General features: G+C 58.4%; 14 protein-coding genes. 7 read left to right on the forward strand and 7 right to left on the reverse strand.

Going from position 1 to position 14,836, the window contains the following annotated elements:
* Positions 1-21: 21 nt before the first annotated feature.
* The gene (locus M9Q49_RS27545; protein WP_254512523.1) at positions 22-1,086 is read left to right on the forward strand and encodes a hypothetical protein; all 1,065 of its coding nucleotides are present in this window, start codon (positions 22-24) and stop codon (positions 1,084-1,086) included.
* 161 nt (positions 1,087-1,247) lie between these two features.
* Here the strand turns inward: M9Q49_RS27545 and M9Q49_RS27550 are convergent, their stop codons facing one another.
* The 3 genes from M9Q49_RS27550 to M9Q49_RS27560 form a co-directional block, all read right to left on the reverse strand.
* On the reverse strand, positions 1,248-1,523 hold the full coding sequence (locus tag M9Q49_RS27550) for a DUF4404 family protein (protein ID WP_254512524.1): 276 nt from the start codon (positions 1,521-1,523) through the stop codon (positions 1,248-1,250).
* Positions 1,524-1,644: 121 nt separating this feature from the next.
* Positions 1,645-2,703, reverse strand: coding sequence for a S1C family serine protease (locus M9Q49_RS27555; protein WP_254512525.1), 1,059 nt, complete (start codon positions 2,701-2,703; stop codon positions 1,645-1,647).
* Between the two features lie 253 nt (positions 2,704-2,956).
* The gene (locus M9Q49_RS27560; protein ID WP_254512526.1) at positions 2,957-4,027 is read right to left on the reverse strand and encodes a S1C family serine protease; all 1,071 of its coding nucleotides are present in this window, start codon (positions 4,025-4,027) and stop codon (positions 2,957-2,959) included.
* Positions 4,028-4,311: 284 nt separating this feature from the next.
* Here M9Q49_RS27560 and M9Q49_RS27565 point away from each other — a divergent pair, with 284 nt between their 5' ends.
* The gene (locus M9Q49_RS27565) at positions 4,312-5,550 is read left to right on the forward strand and encodes a M16 family metallopeptidase (RefSeq protein ID WP_254512527.1); all 1,239 of its coding nucleotides are present in this window, start codon (positions 4,312-4,314) and stop codon (positions 5,548-5,550) included.
* Here M9Q49_RS27565 and M9Q49_RS27570 read toward each other — a convergent pair.
* The gene (locus M9Q49_RS27570; RefSeq protein WP_254512528.1) at positions 5,547-6,590 is read right to left on the reverse strand and encodes a DUF1559 family PulG-like putative transporter; all 1,044 of its coding nucleotides are present in this window, start codon (positions 6,588-6,590) and stop codon (positions 5,547-5,549) included. The genes M9Q49_RS27565 and M9Q49_RS27570 overlap by 4 nt on opposite strands.
* A gap of 235 nt (positions 6,591-6,825) precedes the next feature.
* Here M9Q49_RS27570 and M9Q49_RS27575 point away from each other — a divergent pair, with 235 nt between their 5' ends.
* The 4 genes from M9Q49_RS27575 (at position 6,826) to M9Q49_RS27590 (ending at position 9,562) form a co-directional block, all read left to right on the forward strand.
* Positions 6,826-7,407 (forward strand): OmpH family outer membrane protein, encoded by a 582-nt coding sequence (locus tag M9Q49_RS27575; protein WP_254512529.1) that lies wholly within the window; start codon positions 6,826-6,828, stop codon positions 7,405-7,407.
* A gap of 35 nt (positions 7,408-7,442) precedes the next feature.
* Entirely contained in the window at positions 7,443-8,042 is a 600-nt protein-coding gene (locus M9Q49_RS27580; protein WP_254512530.1) for an OmpH family outer membrane protein, read from the forward strand.
* Positions 8,043-8,177: 135 nt separating this feature from the next.
* Positions 8,178-8,639 (forward strand): hypothetical protein, encoded by a 462-nt coding sequence (locus M9Q49_RS27585; RefSeq protein WP_254512531.1) that lies wholly within the window; start codon positions 8,178-8,180, stop codon positions 8,637-8,639.
* Positions 8,639-9,562, forward strand: coding sequence for a DUF1559 domain-containing protein (locus M9Q49_RS27590; protein ID WP_254512532.1), 924 nt, complete (start codon positions 8,639-8,641; stop codon positions 9,560-9,562). Before M9Q49_RS27585 ends, M9Q49_RS27590 begins: the two co-directional genes overlap by 1 nt.
* Before the next feature lie 7 nt (positions 9,563-9,569).
* Here M9Q49_RS27590 and M9Q49_RS27595 read toward each other — a convergent pair whose 3' ends face one another.
* From M9Q49_RS27595 to M9Q49_RS27605, 3 genes are all read right to left on the reverse strand, one after another.
* Positions 9,570-10,499 (reverse strand): hypothetical protein, encoded by a 930-nt coding sequence (locus M9Q49_RS27595; protein WP_254512533.1) that lies wholly within the window; start codon positions 10,497-10,499, stop codon positions 9,570-9,572.
* 228 nt (positions 10,500-10,727) lie between these two features.
* Entirely contained in the window at positions 10,728-13,025 is a 2,298-nt protein-coding gene (locus M9Q49_RS27600) for a sialidase family protein (RefSeq protein WP_254512534.1), read from the reverse strand.
* A 71-nt stretch (positions 13,026-13,096) separates the two neighbouring features.
* Complete coding sequence (locus M9Q49_RS27605; protein WP_254512535.1) at positions 13,097-13,891, reverse strand: sialate O-acetylesterase; 795 nt, start codon at positions 13,889-13,891, stop codon at positions 13,097-13,099.
* Positions 13,892-14,095: 204 nt separating this feature from the next.
* Between M9Q49_RS27605 and M9Q49_RS27610 the strand changes: the two genes are divergently transcribed.
* Positions 14,096-14,827 carry a TraR/DksA family transcriptional regulator gene (locus M9Q49_RS27610; protein ID WP_254512536.1) on the forward strand — a complete coding sequence of 244 codons (732 nt, stop codon included), beginning with the start codon at positions 14,096-14,098 and terminating at the stop codon, positions 14,825-14,827.
* Positions 14,828-14,836: the final 9 nt, after the last annotated feature.

Raw genomic sequence — 14,836 nt, forward strand, 5'->3', positions numbered from 1 at the left:
AGTCACTCGCAGCAAAAGCATATGCCCGGCACTGAAGTTTTCGATCCGTATCTCCAGTGGCTGGGGATCGAGCCGTCGGCCAGGCCGGCGAACCATTATTCACTGCTGGGTCTGCAACTCTTCGAAGGCGACCCGGCCAAGATCGCCGCCGCTGCCGACGAGCGGATGGGTTTGATCCGGCAGTTTCAATCGGGCCCGCGCGGCATGCACACGCAGCGGCTGTTGAACGAACTTTCGGTAGCAAAACTTTGTTTGCTCTCGGAAGCCAGCAAATCCGCTTACGACGTCGAGCTGCATCGGCAAATGTTTCCGGCTCGGTCTGCTCCACCGCTGAATGCAGCCGCCCCGCTGCCGCGACGCGCGCCGGTCCCGTATGCGACTCCCGCACCGGCCCCGGCTGCACCTGCCAGAGCTGCCGCTAGACCAGCAGTCCCTGCGCCCGCCGAGCGCCGTCGCATTTTCACGCCGTTCAACATCGTCTTCTGCGGCGGCCTGCTGGTCCTTATTGGCGGCTTTGGTGGTTACTCGCTCTATCAGCAGAAATTTGCAAAAGTTCGCCAAGTCGCCGTTGAGACCGAAGAGCCAGAAGCAGCGCCAAAACCGAAGACCAAGCCCAAAGCGAAGCCGACCAAACCAGCCAAGCCCGCCAAACCGAACCCGGCAGCTTCCGTAGCCGTCGTGATTCTGCAAGAAGGTTCCGGCGAAGTGAACCTCACTCCTTCCACTGCGCAAGTGACGCCGAACCTGGTTCGCGAAGTGATTGGCACTCAGGAAGTTCTTTCCGGTTGGCGATCGTCCGAAGACGTCGCCGAATGGCAATTCAAACTAGTGAAGCCCGGCTTCTTTGAGCTCGAGTTGCAGTACTTCAGCGAGTCGGGAATTTCAGGCCAGCGTGTGAAAGTGGATTGGGGCGCCAACAGCCAGATCGTACGCCTGAAGAATCAAATCGAAGTCAATCGCGACCGGCACGCCATCGTCATTCAAAACGACGGTCAGCACACCATCACGGTCAGCCCTGCCGACAAATGGCCGAACGACAACTTTCGTCTGGTCAGCGTCCGCCTCATCCCCGGCCAATCGCCGTAGATATTTCTCGGCGAGTTAGCGCGACAGCGAAGTGATCCGCTGGCAATAGGCAGCGCCGCGCTACCGTCGCTCGCCAAAAGCGGAACTTCGCGGGGCTCGTTCCTTAGGACGCTTCAGGTCAACCTTAACCATTGTTTTCGGAGAAAACGACGACAGTGGGGCTAAATGCCGATTTGACCCAGCATGTCGATGAAGCGGGCGAGGGCAGATGACACTTCTGGGTGCGAGGCTTCGAATTCCAGCACCTTTTGTTCGATCAAGTTTCGCGAGGCGGCTGTATCGGCGGGCTTGGCGTCGGGCTTTTGCAGCGCGAGCGAGAGGTCGGAGGCAGCGCCGTGAAGACTAGCGCGGGTTTCTGGATCTGATTCCTCCAGCTGACGAAGTTCTCGTTCGAGTTCGGCAATCGCGGCCCGGAGACGTTCGGCTCGGTCAGTCATGGTCGCGATCCTTGTGAAGAGAAAGAGGAGACAAGGGAAAATAAAGCGGCCCGGTCCATTCTAACAGCGAATGGCCGGGCCGTTTTGGTTTGTGGATGTTTGTCGTCGAGCGAAGGCGAACTTACTGGGTCTTCGTTGCTTCCGAAGGAGCCGAAACGTCGGTCAGTTTTTTCTGAGCGGCATCGGCTGCCGTTTTCAGTTTGTCGACCACCTGGCGGACGAGCGAAGCCGGTAGGAAGTAGCTTTCGACGCGGCCGGCGCGAGCGATGTTGATGCCCAGGCACTTGCCATCGAGATCGACAATCGGGCCGCCGCAGTCGGTCGGCTTGAGGACGGTGTCGTGTTGAACGGCCGACGAGAAGCCGGCTTTGCGTTCGCTCAACTGACCGCCGAGGTTATTCTGAAAGTCGGCCCGGTCGTGACCACCGCTGAAGAGCTGAGCCAGATTGCCGAGCGTGACCGTGAGCGTCATCTCTTTGTCGCCCCGTTTGACGAGCAGATTGATCCGTTCGCCGGGCATGAAATTGCGGACCGTTTCGATCAGGTTTTGGCGACCCTTGATCTCTTTTTCATTGACCTTCAGCACGGTGTCGCCGGCCAGCACGCCGGCACGCTCCGCGGCGCTGTCGGGCATCACCTTTTCGATGCGAGCAACGTCGTCTTTTTGATCGAGTTGCACGCCCATCGCGCCCGAGGGAGCAGCGATCTTGCGAGCGCCAACGCTTACCACACCGATCGCAACCGGATCCACTTCGAGGCCGGTCGTGATCAACCAGCTGCCGACAGTCGCGTCGGACGAGTCGGCCCAGTTGATGGTGTGCAGTTTGTTGGCATCGATCTTGAGCAGCGCGAGATCGACAGCGGTGTCCTTGCCGACGATGTCCGCCGCCACGCGACGGCCGTCTTGCAACTGGCACTCGATCTTTCCCTTCAGTTCGCTGGCCTTGGTGATCACAAAGCCCTGCTGATCTACCACCGCGCCGAGAGCGGCTTTACGGCCGTCAGCAAAAATGCGAACGGTGCTTTGAGCGGGGTCCTTTACTACGTCGCGAAACGCAGCCAGCACCTTGGCGTGCGACCGTTCGGCTGCGGGAGCGGCAACCGCTCCGAGCAACATCACGGGCATCACCAGGGGAATCAACACAGTCCATCGCCACGATCCGCCGGCTGACAACTTCATATTCTTGTTCCCGAAGATCTACTTAACTGCGAACTGCTTTCTACTATCGATGCTCTTTCGCATCACCAGATCATCTTGCGCAAACTATCGTCCTTTGTTTCAAGAAGGACTAAGCCAATCATACAGTGCTGGGGGATGCAGGTCTAATTTTTCGTGGTTGGCGGCTTTTGTCACGCTAGCGAGCTGCCGTTGCGATTGACAACGGCTTCGTTCGCCGCGCGGCGCAGGTGCCGAGCAAGCTCAACACCGAGGCTTATTCCCCCTTCTTTCCCAGCACCAAACGAAGTTCGACGCTCTCCTCGCCCCGCTTCACTTTTACTTTGATGCGGTCGCCAGGCTGGCGCTCCTGAACGTGCGTGGAAAGAGATGGAAAATCCGTAATGTCGTGCTCGCCAAACTTCTCGATCACGTCGCCCACCTTTAAACCCGCTTTGTCTGCCGGAGAGCTCGGAAAGATGTGAGCGATTTTGGCATTTTTGGCATCCTTCTCGCCACGGACGCCCAGATAAGGCTCTTGTCCGGGAAAATGCCCCCAGGCCTCACCTTTGTTCAGACGGTCCCAGGTTTCCTTGAACGTATTGACCGGCACATGCATGTTGGCCGTCAGCGGCGTGGCGATGCGGCTGTTGATACCGATGATTTTGCCTTCCATATCGAACAGTGGGCCGCCCGAATCGCCGCCGACGAGCGTGCAATCGGTCGTCAGCACTGTGCGCTCAACGAGCAGCAATCGCCCCAACCGCAGCACCGGCTGACGATCGGATTGAAAGCCGCCGGGATGCCCGGTGGCGAGCACCCATTGGCCCTCACGCAAGGCCGCCGAGTCGCCCATGTCGAGATGTGGAAAATCTTTGCCCTCGGTGATTTTCATCAGCCCGCCGTCGGTGCTGCGATCGAGACCGAGCGTTTCGCCCGACAATTTGCGGCCATCCGCCAGCTGAAAAATCACTTGCCGCTTGGGCTGACCCGACACGTGGGCCGCCGTCAGCACAAAGCCTTCTTTATTCATGATCACGCCGCTTCCTTGCGCATTGCCGACAGTCACGCCGACGGTGGCGGCTTGCAGCTTGGCGGTGATCTTACGGACGTGGTCCTGCATCAACTTCAGATCGGCCGTGCCGGTCGGATTGCTGCCGGCAAAGATTTTGGCCAGCTTGGGATCGATGACCTCTGGCGCCGCAGCATCGGCCGGTTTGACTTCGGCGGCCACCGGTTGCGGCGGCGCTGCCGGCTTCTCTTGAGCCAAGAGAGCGGAATGAAAGGCCGGAATCGCGAGCAAAGCCCAGCAACCCAGCAACCAACTGCGGCACAAGGGCCGCGACATCCATTTACCTGCCGTCATCGGCGTGAATCCAATTGGAGCGCGAGAGAACAAAGGAGAAGTGTGCCAGGCTGGCTCCTGGAGAAGACTTCTGCATCATATCCGAAGCAAATCCGGAATTCCTCTATCTCGTGTTAAATTTGCTTTTGGATGGCCGCGTCTTCCTGTCCCTCCCCTCCCACCTCCCGCCCCTGTCCTGTGTGGGGACTGGCCGAACGGGCCGCTGTGAGCAACGATTGAGAGGTACCCCAACCGCAACTCTCTCGGCAATCTGACCTGGGAACACGATGGCACTGGAATTTCGTAAGCAAACGCTCGACAACGGACTCACCATCGTCGCCGAATGCAACCCGCAGGCGTACTCGGCTTCGTATGCTTTCTTTGTGAAGACCGGCGCCCGCGACGAAAACGATGCCGTCAGCGGCGTGAGCCACTTCCTCGAACACATGGTCTTTAAAGGGACGCCGACCCGCACCTCGCTCGACGTGAATCGCGAGCTCGACGAACTCACCAGTTCGAGCAATGCCTTCACCAACGAAGAGCAAACTGTCTACTACGCCACGACCCTGCCCGAAGATCAGCCGAAGATCGTTGCCCTCCTCGCCGACATCCTCCGCCCCTCGCTGCGGCAGGATGATTTCGATACCGAGAAGCAAGTCATTCTCAAAGAAATCGCCAAGTACGAAGACGAGCCGCCGTTCAACGCTCATGAAAAGTGCATGGCCCTCCACTTTGGTCAGCACCCGCTCGGCCGCAGCGTGCTTGGCACGGTCGAGAGCATTGAGAAGCTGCAGCGCGATCAAATGCTGGCTTACTTCGAAGAGCGTTACAGCCCGCGGAACATCGTGCTCTCTGCCGCCGGCAATGTCGACTTCGCCGGTCTGGTCGCCGCAGCAGAGAAGAACTGTGGCAGTTGGAAAGCCTTTCCCACGCAGCGCAAGCTCGAAGCCGCCGTGCCACAGCAGCGCTTTGCCATCTATGAAAAGAGCACTGCCGTTCAGCAGTACGTGATCCAAGCCGGCAGTGCCCCCGCCGCCGAAGACGATGAGCGTTACGCCGCCCGCCTGATGACCACGATCATCGGCGACGACAGCGGCAGCCGACTCTTCTGGGAACTCGTCGACACCGGTGCCGCCGAGTGCGCCGCCATCAGCGCCGCCGAGTATCAAGGGTCCGGCATGTATATGTCGTTCCTCTGCTGTGCTCCCGATGAAGCGCAAGACAATTTCGATCACATGACCGAAGTTCTCGCCGAAGCTCAGGACGGCGGCGTAACCGAGGAGGAACTCGAGCAAGCCAAGAACAAAGTCTGCGCCCAAATCGTCCTGCAAGCCGAACGCCCCGCCAGCCGCATGTTCAGCGTCGGCAACGGCTGGGTGCAACGCCAACAATACAAAACCGTTCGCGAAACGGTGGCTGCCTATCGCAACGTCACCGTCGCCGACATCCGCCGCATTCTCGACCGCTATCCGCTCAACAAAATGTCGACGGTCGCCATCGGGCCATGCAAGACGCTTAAAGTTTAGTCATCGCCGCATGCCCCGCCATTATCGTCGCGGGTGACGAGCCGTTTCTGGATATACAGGTCAGTCTGCTTCGAAAGCAGCAACGTGTGGCCATCAAGAAATGCCACCATCACGCCCCCCGCATGCGCCGAGACGAGTGGATTGTTTGCGCCGTGATCTTCGGCAATGCCCGTGTCGCCGCTGCCGATCCGCGGCGAATTCAACGCCGTCCCATCGGTGCCGACCGGAAACCGCAGCGCAGTGAGATTGTAGGCCTTGCCGGGAAACTTACCCTCACGAAACTCAGGCCGTCCCGGTAAGTTCGTTCCCGACATCCAGTGCGCGCCCCGTGCGCCATCGATCCGATAATTCTTTCCATCTTGCTGATACCAGTTCGATGTCTCGCCGAGCACGACCGTATTCGCAATCCCATCGATGCAAGCGGCGAAGGTGAAGCTCTCGTTGATCGTCAGCATGCCGCCAGAGCTGAACTGATCGCCGTTGCTCACGCCTCGTGCAATCCGCCCTTCCGTGAAGGCTTTGTCTCCCATGCTTGGCGAAAGCTCCTCACTGCTGGGCAAGCGCGGATCTGCGCCCATCAAACCAACGTACGAAGGGATGGTGGCCTCGACTCCCTGCACCAACTCGAGCGCAGGGAGTGGACTCGACGGGCAGAGGAAGATGCCGATCTTGGGCCGGTCGAGCGCACGCAGCACGGCTGCGCTGGCATAGTCGTTCTTCACATCCGCCACTTCCGCGGCAACGGCCTGGTCATAAATCTTGCGGTTGCCATCCAAGAACGGCGAACTGGCCAGCAACCACGATTTGCCCATGCTCAACTCTTCACCGCTCTGGCGCGACTGCGCCCCGTACGGCAAATATAAAAACGTGTCGTGATAATTCTGCAAACCAATCATGAGCCCTTTGAGATTGTCGCCGCAGGCATTGCGGCGCTGTAGCTCGCGAGCACGCAGGATGAGCGGCGGGCTCAGCGCGAAGAAAACCAACACAATCAAGCCAATGACAACCCATTCCCAGCGCCAAGAAGTTGCGCGTTGCATGAGAGAACTCCCATGATGATGAAGAAAACAGTATGAAAAGATGAGAACTGCCGGTCGGGAGAGATGAGATATAAAATTCCCGAGCCAGCAATTGCCAGCATCTCTCCGCGTGCTGCGGTCTGTCAAGAAGAAACTCGCTGCACCTCGCTCCCATCGAGATCAGTACCGAGCGCCAGTCAAAACTGCTACAACAGCAGGCTGCAAACCGTCCCTTCCCGCCTGCGAGATCATTGCCATGTTCTCCCCTCGTTCACTTCATCGCCTTGCGGTGATTGCTATCTGCTGCCTGCTCCCCATCGCAGCCGTCGCGCAAGACAAATCTTTCCCCGTCGCCGTCATCAATCTCGATAAGGTTTTCAACAACTACAAGAAGCACGCCCTGCGTTTGCAGCCGCTGCGTGAGAACGCCAAGGAACTCGACGAGTCGGTGCAAGTGCGCCAAGTCGAAATCGAAACCACGCTCAACCAACTCCGCAAAGCCATGCCCGGCTCGCAGGAACAAGTTCGCATCCAGCAGACGCTCCTCAAGCTGCAAAACGACCTCCGCATCTTTGTCGAAACCGAACGGGCAAAATTGCAAAAGCGAGAAGTCGGCATCCTTATCACCACGCAAAAAGACGTCGACGAACAGATCAAAAAAATCTGCCAGGACCGCGGCCTCAAGCTTGTCCTCCGCCAGAACAGTGCAGCCGACGAGAGTCAGCCGCTGCCGGAGATCCTCAAGAATCTCAATCGCGACGTCGTTTATCAGGACGGCCTCGACATTACCGACGACGTCCTCAATGCACTAAACGAAAAGAAGCCTGACGGAACTTAATTCGGAATCGAATACTCTCGCGCAAGGAGGTTGCCATGCGTCAGTTATCCTGGAAGGTTCTGTGTCTGGCTGCGCTCGCAGCCGCTGTTGCCTGGAAGCTCGCCGATCTGGCGCAGGCCGCGCCCGAGGGCGCCGATACAGTGAAGTTGCCGCCTTCTGTGGTCGCGGTCATCGACGTCGCCAAGGTCTTCGAAAAGGCGGACAGTCAGATCACGAAGATGAAGGAACTCAAAGCGGACGTCGACACCTTCGACGCCGCCGTAAAAACCGCCGCCGCTGAAATCAAAGAGTCCGAAGAGAAACGCAAGTTATTACCGGCCGGCAGCGACGAAGCGGCGCAGGCCGAATTGCAGAACAAGCAGCAAGTCCTGGCGATGCAATCCAAGATCGCACAAAAAAAAGCCGAGTTTCTCAAACGCGAGGGCGAAGTCTATTTCGATACTTACACCGAAATGGAACGGGCCATCAAACTGGTCGCCCGCAAGCGTGGCGTGACCATGGTCATTCGCCAGGGGAACGAAACCATGAACCGCGGCGACCGCGACAGCGTCCTCAAAGGAGTCAACCGCGCGATCGTCTATGCGCACGAAGACAACGATGTGACCGAAGCGGTTATTGCTGCCATGAAGCCGTAAATGTTTGCTTGCTGCGGCCGAAAATCTTCGCGAATTGCCGCAATCAGCCTCTACTGCAAACGTTCAGAGAAACCCGTGTGAAGTTCTCGCGAAGAACGATTCGCGCCCCTGGCCACTGCGCCTAAAGTGGTCGGCATGTTGAATGCCACCATCAATCTGACCGTCGCTGTTCGCCGCTTTTCGCTCGTTACTGCGCTGCTTTTGTTAGCCGGTTGTGGCGGCTCAACGCACCCCAAAACCTACCCCGTTCGCGGTGAACTCTTTGTCCAGGGTCAGCCCGCCGCTGGCGCTCGCGTGATTCTGCACCCCGAAGTGGCCGGCGACCAAACACTCTGGCCCCATGGTTTTCCGCAAGCGGTGGTAAATCCCGAAGGCAAATTTCAGTTTGGTTGTTTCGCCGATGCCGATGGTGCTCCGGCCGGCAACTATAAGCTCCTCGCGCGCTGGGACGAAGACAACGGCGGCGCTACGGAAGATTCGACGCGACCGCCCCCCAAGAATCGCTTGGCCGATTCTTTTTTTGATGCCGCCCGCTCTCCCTGGTCGGTGACGGTTGAACCCAAAACCAATCAACTCACCCGCTTTGAGGTCCCCTAATGTCTCGCCCGAATTTGTCTCGCCGCGCATTCACGCTGGTCGAGTTGCTTGTCGTCATCGCCATTATCGGCGTGCTGGTCGCGCTGCTGCTTCCCGCCGTGCAATCGGCTCGCGAAGCCGCGCGGCGAATGCAGTGCAGCAACAACGTCAAGCAGATCATGCTCTCGATGCACCATTTTCACGATACGTACCTGGTGCTGCCGCCCGGCGCCGTGCGCGGTGCGTCGATTACTCCTGCACACAGCAAGTTCAACATTCCGGTGAACATCAAGCACGGCTGGGCGCCGTTCATCTTGCCGTTCATGGAACAGAAGAATTTGTCCGACAAGTATCGTTACGATCTCGATTGGACCGACGCCGGCAACTTGCCAGTTGTCGAAACGCACCTCAAAGTTTTCATCTGCCCCTCGACCCCCGACCAGAAGCGCTACGATGTGCCCCGCTCGTCAGTTTCGGACTACGGCATTTTGAACGGCATTGATGCTGCTGGCCTGAATCCTTACGGCCTGGTCGATCGCGGCACGGTGGCCGTGAGCGGCCAAGGCGTGATGAAGGTAAATGAAATGATCCGCTTCGCCGAGATCACCGACGGCTTGTCGAATACCTTCTGGCTCGATGAAGATTGCGGTCGGCCGAAGCGCTATCGCCGCGGCTTGAAACTGCAGCCCACCCTGCAAAACGGCAACGGCAGCGCCTTTGCCGACACCAACGAGCACATCATTCACGGCGCGACGGTCACGGGCAGCCCACAAACCGGGCCCTATGCCATCAACGCGACTAACGAAGACGAAATGTTCAGCTTTCATCCTGCCGGCGTGATGGCTGGCTTTGGCGATGGCTCGGTTCGGTTCTTGCAAGACTCCATCGACATAAAAGTGGCCGGCGCGATGGTCACTCGTGGCGGCGGCGAAATCATCCCGTAGCCAAAACTCAAGGGCTCTGCTTTTCAATCAGTAAGGGATGTCGCCGCTGGGCTTCATCCCGTTTGAAGATCGGTCCTACTTCCACCACGCAGGCATCGCCGACGGCCTTTACGTTCGCGCAGTCAGGCGAGCCCGGTGAGCCCTTGGTGGGATCGGGATAATATGCCGACGCTTTCTTCACTGCCGCGGGCTTGTCGTTGAGTCGCGGCCAACCGAAGGTAATGTTCACTAGCGGAATGTTCGAGCGGGGAATCTTGCTCGTCGAATAAACTTCGACAAACGCCGAGTGCCGGTTCCAGAACTGAAACTTTTCTCCCTCGAACAGCAGGCTGCCGATGTCGGTCGTCGTGCCGGTCGCATGTTCTTTCACGCGGCAAGTGAACCACGTCGCCCGGGCATCTTTGTGATCGATCGTGTCACCCTTGGTGATGCTCCAGGTGTACTTCCCTTTCTTCCAAACATACGGCCGCCGCACGCTGGCGAACTCTCCTTCGTAGCCAGCGCTTTCCATCAGGCAGTCATCAGCAGCGACTCGCACGTGCTCGAGGCCAATCTTGGTCTTCTTATCGGCTGACCAGCGCGAGAAGATCGCGCCGAGCCCACGATGCACGCGAGTGCGACTTTCCTTGTCGGCCCAGCCGTTGATATTGGTCTGCAATCCACCATAAAACTGCAAGCCGTTGATCTTGGCAATGCCGCAGGGCGAGACATACAGGTTGTATTTCTCGGGCACGTCGCGATCGATCGTCACATCCATTTCGAGCGACGTGAAATCATCGGTGGGCATTTCAAAGTCCCACCAAATATTGGCGACATGCCAAGGCGACGGCGGCAACTTCACGCCAACCTTATCGGCCATCTCCTGCGGTGTGGGTTGTTCGCACGGATCGTCGGCGGCGGTGATCAGCAGCAACGACAGGAAAATGACTCGCAACATATTTCTCATTCCTCGTAGGTCACTTCATTCAGAAAGCCCGACGCGTTAGCGAGGGATTTGGACGCGAGGACATCAGATCCGCCAACGTGCGACAGCACCAAGGACAGCGGGAACGAACTCGAAATCGCTTACCAATCCTTGCACAACTCAGCCGCCGCGAATGGTGCTACCGCACGTTACCAAAAGTTGCGTCCACACGCCCAATCCCTCGCTCACGCTGCGGGCTTCCTACTTCGCCAACGGCGGCAGCTTCGCGCTGTAATGCACGGCCCGATGCCGGTTGTCGTCGAAGGCAAAATGCAACCACTGTTTATCCGCACTCACAAAGCCATCGGGATAATTCATGCGCCCCTTCGGCCCATCGACGCTCTCGGCTTGCAGCACGCGCTGATACGGCCAGGTCTTCATGCCGTCGAAACTGATCCACAACGCCATCGGACTGCGATGTTTCGAGTTCGGGTTGTGCAACAGCGCGACAGTGTCGCCGCCGAGTGAATAGAGCGTCGCCTTGCTGCCGGGATTCGGAATCTTCGTCGCGCTCGCGTACTCCGGCCATGCCTTACCGTCTTTTGAATATGCGGCGTAAAGAAATCCGCCGAGACCATCGCCGCGAATGATCATGCCGATCTTGCCGCTGGCGAGTTCGACGAGATTACTCTCGGCCCAGCCGAAGTAACGATCGTTGGGCGTGAGTCGCACGTTGCCATGCTCGCTCCAAGTCTTCCCGCCGTCGCTGCTCAGCAGTACGCCGTTGCGCGGGTTGGTGAAATCGCGATCCAGCGGCGGCCGATCCTGCTGATCTTCCGGGCCGATGTAATGCTGAAACGGCAACAGAATCCTGCCATCGCGTGTGACGATGTGATTTCGAATGAATGTTCGCTCTTTCAATCGACCCGGCACTTCAAACGGCTTGCTCCGAGTCTTAAACGAATCGTCGCTCGTCAGAAACCAACTTCGCCAATCGCTGTTCCAGTGCTTCGAATGCGTCGAGAAGAACAAAGTCGCCCGACCATCGCGAATCATCAGCTCCGTTGGACCCTGGCCGATCGTTTTTCCTTCGCGTGGAAAGCCAACGTCGAATCGCTCCAGCTTCGACCACGTTTTGCCTTTGTCATTGCTGCGCGTCACGCCGGTGTAGTTATCCGGCGACGGCTCTTTGTCGCCGCCGGCGAGCATAAACAGAATCCACGAGCCATCGGGCAGCTCGCGCAGCGTCGTGTCGCACACCATGCTATTCGGTTTCACGCCGTCGTACGGGATGCTCGAGAAATCTTCCTTGGCATCGATGGCTGCCTGCGCAGTCCACTTCGGATCAGGCACAATCTCCTTCGGCGCGTGCGGCGAATGGGCTTTGTTGACGAGCATCTTCGCCTTCGCGCCCGGTGAAGAAAACTTGCCAGCCACGATGTCTTCCTCGCGGAACTTGGCGAGCAGAATCTCCGCATCGGTGTGACGGTTCCAGTCGTAGAGAATATGGATCTGTCCATCCGGCGCCTGAAAGCCATCGGGGTAACTCACCAGCCCGCGGTCATCGAGCAGCAGCGGCTTGCTCCAGGTCTCGCCGTCGTCGCTCGAAAGATAAGCGCACATGTTCGACCGTCGCGTCAGACGCACGTCGACAGGACCATTCTTCACCAGCAACAGCTTGCCCGACTGTAATCGGCGAATGAAAAAACGCGCACTTAGATTCTTGATCTCCGATTGCTGCGGCGCGCTCCAAGTTTTCCCCTGATCGCTGGAAAAACTTTCGTGCAGTCCTTCTTTCGTCCGCGCAAGCATCCAGAGTTTGCTGTCGTTCTTTTCGACGATCATGTGCTCGTCGAAATGCGATTCCGGAAACGCCACGCCGCCGCGTCGCGTCCAAGTCTTTCCCTGATCGGCCGAGGCATAGACGTTGGCCATTCGAATGACATCGAGATCGCGATGCGATTCTTTAAACAGCTCCGGGCCGATGCGATCGCGGGTCCAGAGCGAAACGGGCAACAGCCAATCGCCATTTTTCAGCACCGTGGGTTTGCAAAGCGTGCAGCCATCGGCAAATCGCACCGGCTCGGTCCACTTCGGCTCGTCGGCATCGGGATTATCACAGCGAATGTACCAATCACCGCCCCGGCCATCGAAGTAACCGAGGCTTTGATCGAAGAACAACCACAACCGCCCCTGCGGATCGGTCCACAGATTGCCAACCAGCGCTCGTCGCTGCGGCGCGTTCGGCGGATCGGTCGGATCAATCACGAGTCTGGGCTTTGACCACGTGCTGCCGCCATCATCGCTGGTGGCGAGCATGAAGAAGCCATTCGGATTATCGCCATTGCCGACCCAGCACGCCCACAACCGCCCCTTCGGCGTGCGATCGATGCCGATGATCATGTTGCCCGTTCGCACCTGATCGTCGTACTGCGGCCCAGGCTTGTAATTGAGTTCGGGCGGCACGAGCGAAAGATCGAGCAGAGCCTTATCGGGCTCCGCGGCAACGAGTGACGAAGTTGCAAGCAGCAATGCGCAAAGAGCGATATGAATTTTCATAGTCCGCTCATCATAACCGGGTCGGCGCGCATCGCGTTCCGCCTAGATACAGCGTCGATGCGAGTTCCACTTCACTTCGTCAGCTTCGTAAACGCTTCCGCATAACGTTTGCCAAACTCACGCAGACTGGCGCTGTCGAAGTGGACTTTGTCTCCCTTGTGCTTCAGGCCGGCAGCGGAGACGTAAGCCGCGTTGACGACGTGCTTGGACAAGTTCTGGTGGGCCTGGTCGACCTGGCGGTTGTATTCGTCCCACGGCACGTCTTCAAATTGGCCAATCTGACCGACGAGGAACGGCACGTCGCTGCCGAGCTCGGCGCGGAAACGTTTCACCAAGTCCTGCAGCTTGGCATCGTAGGTCGGCGCGAGTTTGGCATTCGAGTCCGATTCGCCTTGATGCCAGAGAATGCCCTTGAGCGTTCCCTTCTCCACGGCAAGCTTGGCGCGCTTGATGGCGTCGTCCCAGGGATGGCTGTTGGTCGGTTTGTAAAACTCCCCCGGCTTCCAGCTGTCGATAGGCGAGCCGCCGACCGCGCAGGGAATGAGACCAATCGTAATGCCGGGGTTGGCCTCGGCGATCTGCAAACCGAACGATTTCCCCAGACCGACGCCGGCGGCGCCTTTGTCGAAATGGATCGGGTCGACGGCGGGAACCCATTCGCCCGCTTTGTTCAACGCGAGGACGCGCGGGTCCGGCCGTTTGTCTTCATCCTCGACCTTGCCGCGGCCGGCCATGTTCGATTGACCAACGAGCAGAAAGAGGTGGAACTTGTCCTTGGCGGGAAGTTTCGTTTCAGCCGAGGCGAAATTGGCGGCGGCGATAACGGCTAGGGCGGCGAACGCAGCGAAGAAGCGGCGGGTGAGCATGGTAACTCCGAGGGAAATAGCGTGGGAGAGTTAGCCGTGATTCTGCCGCATGCCGTAGCCGAAAACAACTTGCGCTCTGCGACCCATTCGATGCGGCGCGACGTTTGCGATCTATCCAGGCCGATGGACCGAGTTGGAAAAGCCAGATCCGCGGACATCTTGAAACCTCCCCAATGCAGAGCCTGAGAGTTTAGGAGCAAGTCGATGAGAACGCGGGAGTTAGAACAATATCGTCAGCAATTGCACATCCTCCGCGAGCGATTGCTAGGGGTTGTAACTGCGGTTACCGCGCAAGCAATGCAGCCGAGCGGCGGCCAGGGTGAATCAGAATTGTCCAATGCCCCCATGCATTTAGCCGATATGGGAACCGAAGAATACCTGCACGATTTGAACGCGACGTTGCTCGAAAACGAAGAAGACCTCGCTGCTGAAGTACAAGCTGCCATCGAGCGCCTCGACGATGGCACCTTCGGCGTGTGCGACAACTGCGATCAAGACATTGTTCCCGAGCGGCTCCAAGCCATGCCGTTTGTGCGACATTGTGTCGTGTGTGCCGAAGCCATCGATCATCGCGAGCGAAGCAACTTTAATCTCGGCCGGCCAATGTCGCCGCGCGATACGCTCGCGCCCGAAGGCGAGATGCACGAGAATCGCTCGGGAATTGCAGCCACGCTAGCAGACTTCGATTCGCAGGATGCTCAAGAGTATCTCGACGACATCCACGCAGCAGGAACCGCCGGCGGCGGCACTGCAGTCGGCGGCTTGGCCGGTACGAACATCGGTCGCGGTGAACCAAGTATCAGCGATCTACAAGAAGCGACCGGCAGTGGCGACTTCGATCGTGTCGATGCACGTGATGAAGATGATGACGCACCACTTGCCGCGCGGAATGGCTCTGCGATTCGTGGAGCGCCGAAGAATCAACGGCCGCGGTGAACTCGGCAG

Origin of the sequence: Anatilimnocola floriformis (assembly GCF_024256385.1) — a bacterium.
GTDB lineage: Bacteria > Planctomycetota > Planctomycetia > Pirellulales > Pirellulaceae > Anatilimnocola > Anatilimnocola floriformis.

Excerpts from the sequence above, each read along its gene's own strand:
- M9Q49_RS27545 (WP_254512523.1), top strand. The coding sequence starts at position 22 with ATGCCCGGCACTGAAGTTTTCGATCCGTATCTCCAGTGGCTGGGGATC.
- M9Q49_RS27550 (WP_254512524.1), bottom strand. The coding sequence starts at position 1,523 with ATGACTGACCGAGCCGAACGTCTCCGGGCCGCGATTGCCGAACTCGAA.
- M9Q49_RS27555 (WP_254512525.1), bottom strand. The coding sequence starts at position 2,703 with ATGAAGTTGTCAGCCGGCGGATCGTGGCGATGGACTGTGTTGATTCCC.
- M9Q49_RS27560 (WP_254512526.1), bottom strand. The coding sequence starts at position 4,027 with ATGTCGCGGCCCTTGTGCCGCAGTTGGTTGCTGGGTTGCTGGGCTTTG.
- M9Q49_RS27565 (WP_254512527.1), top strand. The coding sequence starts at position 4,312 with ATGGCACTGGAATTTCGTAAGCAAACGCTCGACAACGGACTCACCATC.
- M9Q49_RS27570 (WP_254512528.1), bottom strand. The coding sequence starts at position 6,590 with ATGCAACGCGCAACTTCTTGGCGCTGGGAATGGGTTGTCATTGGCTTG.
- M9Q49_RS27575 (WP_254512529.1), top strand. The coding sequence starts at position 6,826 with ATGTTCTCCCCTCGTTCACTTCATCGCCTTGCGGTGATTGCTATCTGC.
- M9Q49_RS27580 (WP_254512530.1), top strand. The coding sequence starts at position 7,443 with ATGCGTCAGTTATCCTGGAAGGTTCTGTGTCTGGCTGCGCTCGCAGCC.
- M9Q49_RS27585 (WP_254512531.1), top strand. The coding sequence starts at position 8,178 with ATGTTGAATGCCACCATCAATCTGACCGTCGCTGTTCGCCGCTTTTCG.
- M9Q49_RS27590 (WP_254512532.1), top strand. The coding sequence starts at position 8,639 with ATGTCTCGCCCGAATTTGTCTCGCCGCGCATTCACGCTGGTCGAGTTG.
- M9Q49_RS27595 (WP_254512533.1), bottom strand. The coding sequence starts at position 10,499 with ATGTTGCGAGTCATTTTCCTGTCGTTGCTGCTGATCACCGCCGCCGAC.
- M9Q49_RS27600 (WP_254512534.1), bottom strand. The coding sequence starts at position 13,025 with ATGAAAATTCATATCGCTCTTTGCGCATTGCTGCTTGCAACTTCGTCA.
- M9Q49_RS27605 (WP_254512535.1), bottom strand. The coding sequence starts at position 13,891 with ATGCTCACCCGCCGCTTCTTCGCTGCGTTCGCCGCCCTAGCCGTTATC.
- M9Q49_RS27610 (WP_254512536.1), top strand. The coding sequence starts at position 14,096 with ATGAGAACGCGGGAGTTAGAACAATATCGTCAGCAATTGCACATCCTC.